The organism is Streptomyces sp. (assembly GCF_036566765.1).
Lineage (GTDB): Bacteria > Actinomycetota > Actinomycetes > Streptomycetales > Streptomycetaceae > Streptomyces.
The window spans coordinates 25,537-31,536 of record NZ_DATCVQ010000611.1 but is presented as its reverse complement, the minus strand read 5'-3'; the positions used below and the strand labels follow the sequence as shown (position 1 = coordinate 31,536).

6 protein-coding genes are annotated in these 6,000 nt (G+C 75.7%); all 6 read right to left on the bottom strand.

What is annotated here, in order from left to right; genetic code table 11:
• Positions 1-230: hypothetical protein (locus tag VIU94_RS35550; RefSeq protein WP_331918122.1), on the bottom strand; the 230-nt coding region annotated here is incomplete at its 3' end.
• Positions 231-286: 56 nt separating this feature from the next.
• Complete coding sequence (locus VIU94_RS35545; RefSeq protein ID WP_331918120.1) at positions 287-772, bottom strand: NUDIX hydrolase; 486 nt, start codon at positions 770-772, stop codon at positions 287-289.
• 46 nt (positions 773-818) lie between these two features.
• The gene (locus VIU94_RS35540) at positions 819-1,553 is read right to left on the bottom strand and encodes a D-Ala-D-Ala carboxypeptidase family metallohydrolase (RefSeq protein ID WP_331918118.1); all 735 of its coding nucleotides are present in this window, start codon (positions 1,551-1,553) and stop codon (positions 819-821) included.
• Between the two features lie 196 nt (positions 1,554-1,749).
• On the bottom strand, positions 1,750-3,012 hold the full coding sequence (locus VIU94_RS35535; RefSeq protein WP_331918116.1) for an NAD(P)/FAD-dependent oxidoreductase: 1,263 nt from the start codon (positions 3,010-3,012) through the stop codon (positions 1,750-1,752).
• On the bottom strand, positions 3,000-4,427 hold the full coding sequence (locus tag VIU94_RS35530; protein ID WP_331918114.1) for an FAD-dependent oxidoreductase: 1,428 nt from the start codon (positions 4,425-4,427) through the stop codon (positions 3,000-3,002). The genes VIU94_RS35535 and VIU94_RS35530 overlap by 13 nt, the downstream gene beginning before the upstream one ends.
• A complete protein-coding gene (locus tag VIU94_RS35525) occupies positions 4,424-5,920 on the bottom strand; it encodes an FGGY family carbohydrate kinase (protein WP_331918112.1) in 1,497 nt (498 codons plus the stop codon). Before VIU94_RS35525 ends, VIU94_RS35530 begins: the two co-directional genes overlap by 4 nt.
• Positions 5,921-6,000 lie beyond the last annotated feature (80 nt).

Sequence of the window (6,000 nt, the reverse complement as noted above, 5' to 3'; positions counted from 1 at the left end):
GTCCGCGCCACCGGCATCCCCCGCAAGGCGGTGACCAGGTCGAGGAGGCGGGCCTCGTTGCCGGTGAGGCCGGCGGCGTGGAGGGCGGTGTCGGCGTCGGTCATGGTGGGGGTGAGGATGGCGGCCGCGAGCGGGGTGAGGGAAGGGTCGCTGAAGACGGCCTGGGTGGTTTCCAGGAGTCGGATGTACGCCTGGGCCGCTGCGCGTTCGCGTGCGGTGATGCCGGTCATGTCGGGCTCCCTCTCGACGGGTCGGAGGCTTCCACCCTCTCCTACGGGTCTGACAGTCAGGCCCCGCCGCCCCGGGCGGCCAGGTGCGAGGCCAGGCGTTCGAGGAAGATCCGCTGGCCCGCGACCAGCAGCGGGGCCGCCTCGGCGGGGGTGAACCAGCCGACGCGGTCGATCTCCGGGAACTCCCGCAGCGTCCCCGAGCCGCGCGGCCACTCCATGGTGAACGTGCCGGGGACCACGCGGTCCGGGTCCAGGTCGGCCTCGACCGCCCAGATCGTGACGGTCTTGCCGGAGCTCTGCCGGGCCTCGCCGAGCGGGACCCGCTCGCCGTCCGGGGCGGGCAGGCCCAGCTCCTCCTCGAACTCCCGGGCCGCGGCGGCCTCGGGGGTCTCCTCGGGGCCGTACTCGCCCTTCGGGAACGACCACGCCGCCTGGTCGCGCGCGGCCCAGAACGGCCCGCCCATGTGCCCGATCAGCACTTCGACGCCGCCGTCCGCGGCGGTACGGAAGAGAAGGAGACCCGCGCTTCGCTTGTCCGGCATGCCGTCAAGTGTGGGCGAGCGCGGGCCCCTACGCCACCGCGTGCTGTCAGATGCCGCAGCTGCTCGCCGACCAGAAGCGGCTCGCCCGCGTGTCGACGTGCGCGTGGTCCCCGTGGCCCGGGTAGCCCGGGCCCAGGATGCCGTTGAAGCCGTGGTTGCGGGCCTGCTTGGCGAGCGTGCACAGGGACGGCGAGCCGGTCAGGTCGACCCCGTCGCCGTACAGATGCCGGCTGTCCGACGCCCCGCCGACCGCCGAGTTGCAGGCGTACGAGCGGAAGCCGCTGCTCACCGAGATCGGCACGTCGCCCAGCGCGTGTCGCATGGCCTCCAGCTTCCACATCGCGCGCAGCGCGTTCGACTTGGCGGTCGCCGCGCTCACCGCGCCGCCCGACCAGTCGCCGTTGCACTTGTTGAGCTCGGCGTACGTGAAGTGCGCAGGCGTGCAGTCGGCGTCCTGGAGGGCGTACAGCTTGGAGAAGGTCGCCGGGCCGGCGACGCCGTCCGCGGCGAGTCCGTAGGCCTGCTGGAAGCGGGTGACGGCCGCCTTGGTGGCCGGGCCGTAGTCGCCGTCGACGCCGAGGACCGCGCCGTAGCCGGGGTAGCCCGCGACCCGGATCTGCAGCTGGGTCACGTCCGCGCCGGACATGCCCGAGGACAGGGTGCGTCCCCAGGTGTAGCACTCGTCTGCGTACGCCGTACCGGATGTGGCGACCGTGCCCGCGAAGGCCGCGGTCACCACCATGACCAGGCCGAGCAGGATTCTGACCGTGCGCCGGACCATGACACCTCCGTGCGGAGAGAGGGTTGGAAGGGTGCTCGATGCGTGCTGGGTGGGTGCGCCGTGCGTGCGCCGTGCGTGCGCCATGCGTGCTCGACAGTGCTCGCCGTGCTGGGCGTGATGAGCATGGTGGGCCGCGGGTGGGGCGGTCAACAGCGTCGTACGGGTGCCACAGGACGGGACCACTGGCACTCGCGTCTCACCGCGCGCGGAGCACCACCGGGCCGCCGTCGGGATCCACCGCGGACGCCCAGTCCGGCGCCAGGCGGACCGAGCGCGACGGGTCCAGGGTGCGCAGCAGGCGCGTGCGCATCAGCATGCGGCCGTCCTGCACCGCCCACACCACGGGCAGCCGCAACGGCTCGGCCGGCCGCAGCAGGAACGGCCGTCGCGTGAACGGCGCGTCGACCCGGTTCGGGCTCACCCACAGCAGCGGCGACTCGACGACCAGCGGGACGGAGCGGGCCGGCCACGGCGCGGCGGCCAGATGGCGGAGGATCGCCTGCGCCGCGGCCCGGCCCTCGGCCTCCGCGACGGCGGCGGGCTCGACGCCCCGCAGGGCGTTGCCGGCGGCGAACACGCCCGGCATGGAGGTGCGGAACGCGCCGTCCACGACCGGGCCCCGGGTTGCCGCGTCGAGCGCCAGGCCGCCGGACCGGGCCAGTTCATGGTTCGGGATCCAGCCGCCCGTGAAGACGACCGTGTCGCAGGCGAGCGTGCCCGTACGACCGCCCCGGTGGCGCACCGTCACCCCCGCGAGCCGACCCCGCCCGACGAGCCCGGACACCGTCGTCCAGGGGAGCAGCGGTGCGGCGAAGTCCCCCCGGTACGCGGGCGGGCGCGGCCCCTCCGTCACCACGGCCACGACCTCGACGCCCGCGCCCCGCAGCGCCCGCACCGCATGCCGCGCGACCGGCTCGGCCCCGACCACCACGGCCCGCCGCCCGATCGCCTCCCCCCGCATCCCGTACAGGTGGACGGACTGCTGAAGCTCACCCGTCGTCAGCACCCCCGCCGGACGCGCCCCGGGCACGAGCCGTGCGCTCCGGGGCCGCTCCCGCGCCCCCGTGGCCAGGACGACGGCCCGCGCCGTGATCCGCTCAAGGCCGCCGGGCCCGGTCACGTCGAGCGTGAGGGGCGACTCCGGCAGCCCGGCATGCGCCCACCCCGTCGCCGTCACCCCCGTCCGGACCGTCGCGCCCGCGCGTACTGCCGCGTCCGTCAGGCGGCGGGCGTACTCCGGGCCCTGGAGCGGGCGCCACGGGCCAGGGCCGCCGAAGCCGGGGTGCGCGCAGTGGCGGGGGACTCCGCCCGCGTCCGGGTCCCGTTCCAGGACCTCCACACGGCCCGCGCCCGCGGTCGCGAGCGTGGCTGCCGCCGACAGTCCGGCTGGTCCGGCACCGACGATCAGCACCTCCACCGTCCGCTCCCGCCTGCCGCCCCCATCCGTCACTCCCGGCACCCCCGCGCCTCCTCGAACTGCGCCCGTACCGCCGCCCCGCACGCGAAGCCCTGGCAGCGGCCGCCCCGGGCGCGGGTGCGGCGGCGTAGGCCGTCGAGCGTGGCGGGCGGGATCGCAGCGGCGAGCGCGTCCCGGATCTCGCCCCGGGACACCCGCTCGCAGTGGCAGACCAGGCGCCCGTACTCGGGGTCCCGGGCGATGAGCGCGGCATCCTGGTACGGGCGGGTGAACGCCTCGCCGAGGTTCGGCATCCTCACCGGTGCGAGCGGGCGTTCCGGGCCCAGGACGAGGCCGCCGTCGGCCAGCAGGCCGACCACGTGCGCGGCGATCGCCATCGACGCGGTCAGGCCGGTGGAGCGGATCCCGCCCACCGTCACGTACCGCTGCCCGGGGTGCGCGGCGATCCTGTAGTCGTCGTGCTCCGTCGCCGCCCGCAGCCCGGCGTAGACCGCGGTGACCTCCTCCTCGACCAGCTCCGGCAGGATCCGCCCGCCCTGCGCCCGCAGCGCGGCGAGGCCCTCGGCGGTCGAGTCGGTGGCGGTCTTGTCGTGGAGGTCCTCGGCGGTCGGGCCGAGCAGCACGTTCCCGTACACCGTCGGCGACACCAGCACGCCCTTGCCGAGCCGCCCGGGCACGGGCAGCAGGATGTGCCGGACGAGCGGGCGCGCGAACTTGTCGTAGACGAGCAGTTGGCCACGCCTCGGAGTGACCGTGAAGTCGTGGTGGCCGAGCAGCGCGTCGAACGCGTCCGCGTGCAGCCCGGCGGCGTTCACCAGGTGGCGGGTGCGCAGGACCCCGCGCGGGGTGACGAGCCGGTGCGGATCGCCCTGACGCACCTTCTCCACACGGCAGTCGAGGTGCAGGTCGACGCCGGAGCGCACGGCCTGGGTGGCGTACGCGAGGGTCGTCGTCCACGGGCAGACGATCGCCTCGTCCGGCACGGCAAGCGCCCCGAGCGCGCCCGGTCCCAACTTCGGTTCGAGCGACCGCAGTTCCGTGGCGCCGATGAGGCGGGTGGAGTGGTAGTCGTTGAGCGCTGCCTTCGCGGCGAGCCGGGGCAGCGCGGCGAGCTGCTCCTCGTCCCAGGCGATCAGGAGCGCGCCGACCGGCTCGACGGGGATCCCGGTCTCGGCGGCGTACCCGAGCAGCCGGCGCTGCCCGTCCCGTACGAGGCGCGATTCCAGAGAGCCGGGCACGGCGTCGAAACCGGTGTGCAGGATGGCGGTGTTGGCCTTGGAGGTGCCGTCGCCGACGTCGCCCGACGCCTCGACGAGCGCGACGCGCAGTCGGTACCGGGCCAGCTCGCGGGCGATCGCGCAGCCGACTGCCCCGGCCCCGACGACCGCCACGTCGTACGTCCCCCGCTCCGGATCCGCCCCGGCCCCCGGCAGCGGTCCGGACCGCGTCACCGTCATCCCGAAGCGCCCCCGCCGCCCGCGGGACTCGTCGCCTCCGCGTCGCGCCCCTGCGCGGCCGTCAGCGCCCGTACCGCCGCACGGAACCGCGCCCGCCGCTCCGCGGCCTCCGACGCCGTGATCCGGGGCTCGTACACCGCGGACGGGGACCACCGCGGTACGGCGTCGTCCACGGTCAGACCGGGGTCGAGGCCCAGCCGGGCGACCGCGCCGACGCCGAGCGCCGTCGCGTCCGGCAGCGCCGAGACCTCCACGGGGAGTTGGAGCAGATCGGCTTGGGTCTGCATCAGCAGCGCCGAGCGGGTCAGCCCGCCGTCCACCCGCAGCACCTCCAGCGGACGGCCGAGGTCGCTCGCCGCCGCGTCGGCCAGCTCGGCGACCTGGGCCGCGAGGCCCTCGCACAGCGCCCGGACCAGATGGCCCGGGCCGGTGTCCAGGCCGAGGCCGGTGAGGGAGCCGCGCAGGTCGCCGCGCCACCACGGGGCGGCGAGGCCGGCGAGCGCCGGTACGAAGGTGACGCCGCCGGCGTCCGGGACGGAGCCGCCCACGGCGTCGAGGTCGGCGGCGCCGCCGGGCAGCACGCCCAGGTCCGTCAGCCAGCGCACCGCGGACGCCGCCGTGTACACCTGGCCGTCCAGGCAGTAACTGGTCCGGCCGCCCAGCCGCCAGGCCACACAGCTCACCAGCCCTGAGGAGCCCAGGCGGGGGACGGAGCCGGTCTGGGCGAGCAGGAACGCGCCGGTCCCGTAGGTGCACTTGGCGGACCCGGGCTCGGTGACGCGCTGGGCAAGGAGCGCCGCCTGCTGATCGACGAGCAGGCCGGTGAGTGGAAGCGCGGGGCCGAACGCGGTCGTGGTCCCGACCGGCGCGTTCGCGTCCACGATCCGGGGGAGCCGCTCGCCGCCCAGGCCGAACGCGTCCAGCGCGGCCTCGGACCAGGACACCGTGTCCAGGTCCAGGAGTTGGGTGCGCCCGGCGGTCGCGGCGTCCGTGACGAACTCTCCCGTGAGCCGGTGCACCAGCCAGGCGTCGCTGGTGGTGACCACGCCCTCGCGCGTCAGGTGACGGCGGATCCAGGCCATCTTGGGCGCGGCGAAGTACGGGTCGAGCGGCAGTCCGGTCAGTTTGCGCAACGCCTCGCCGTGATCGGCGAGTTCGGCGCACAGCGCCTCGGCCCTGCGGTCCTGCCAGACGATCGCGTCGGTCAGCGGCTCGCCCGTGACCGGATTCCAGGCGAGCACCGTCTCGCCCTGGTTGGCCAGTCCGACCGCGGCGACCCCGGCGGCCGCGCCCCCGGCGTCGGCGAGCGCCGCGCGGCCCGCGGCGACGACGGATCCGTACAGCTCACCCGGGTCGACCTCGACCCGGCCGCCCGGCAGGTACCGGGGCCGTACGGGCGCGGAGCCGGCGCCGATCACCCCCCGCCGGGGGCAGACCACGAGGGCCTTCGTGCCCGATGTGCCCTGGTCGACGGCGAGCACCGCACCTGTCATCGCGCCACTCCGCCCACCGCGCCGCTCCGTCCTCGGACCCTTGATCGCAGGGTCGAAGCCTGGTCCAGTCGACGGGCGGC